We start from the raw sequence: 361 nt of genomic DNA, 5'->3' as shown, positions 1-361 counted from the left end.
ATACCTCGAACTTTCATCACTCGTTGAACATTAGCGCTGACCTTAGCAAAAGAGTCAAAGACTTGCTCTGTATCGGCGATACGTTGATTCAATTCACCAAGGTGGTGATAAGCATCGGCAATGACTGTTCTTGCGAGGTGTGGCAGTTCATTTTCTGCATCTTCGAGCATTAAGGGAACGTGTTTCAGCAATGAAGAGCGACCAACAGGAATGATTAATCCGAATTCAGAAAGCAGGGCACGCATGCGATTCATAAGCGCGGTGCGTTCACGAACCCAATGCTCTCTTATTCTATGTACCGATAGGATGGCTTGTTGCTCGGGGGATTTTACGGGTACAAAGCGAGTTGATGGACGCTGAA

General features: G+C 46.5%; 1 pseudogene. It reads right to left on the bottom strand.

Going from position 1 to position 361, the window contains the following annotated elements:
• Window positions 1-361, bottom strand: a pseudogene (locus tag A136_RS10730) (IS110 family transposase); the annotation flags it as partial.

The sequence above is a fragment of the Vibrio crassostreae 9ZC13 genome (assembly GCF_000272045.2).
GTDB lineage: Bacteria > Pseudomonadota > Gammaproteobacteria > Enterobacterales > Vibrionaceae > Vibrio > Vibrio crassostreae_C.
This window is presented reverse-complemented; position numbering and strand designations above follow the sequence as displayed.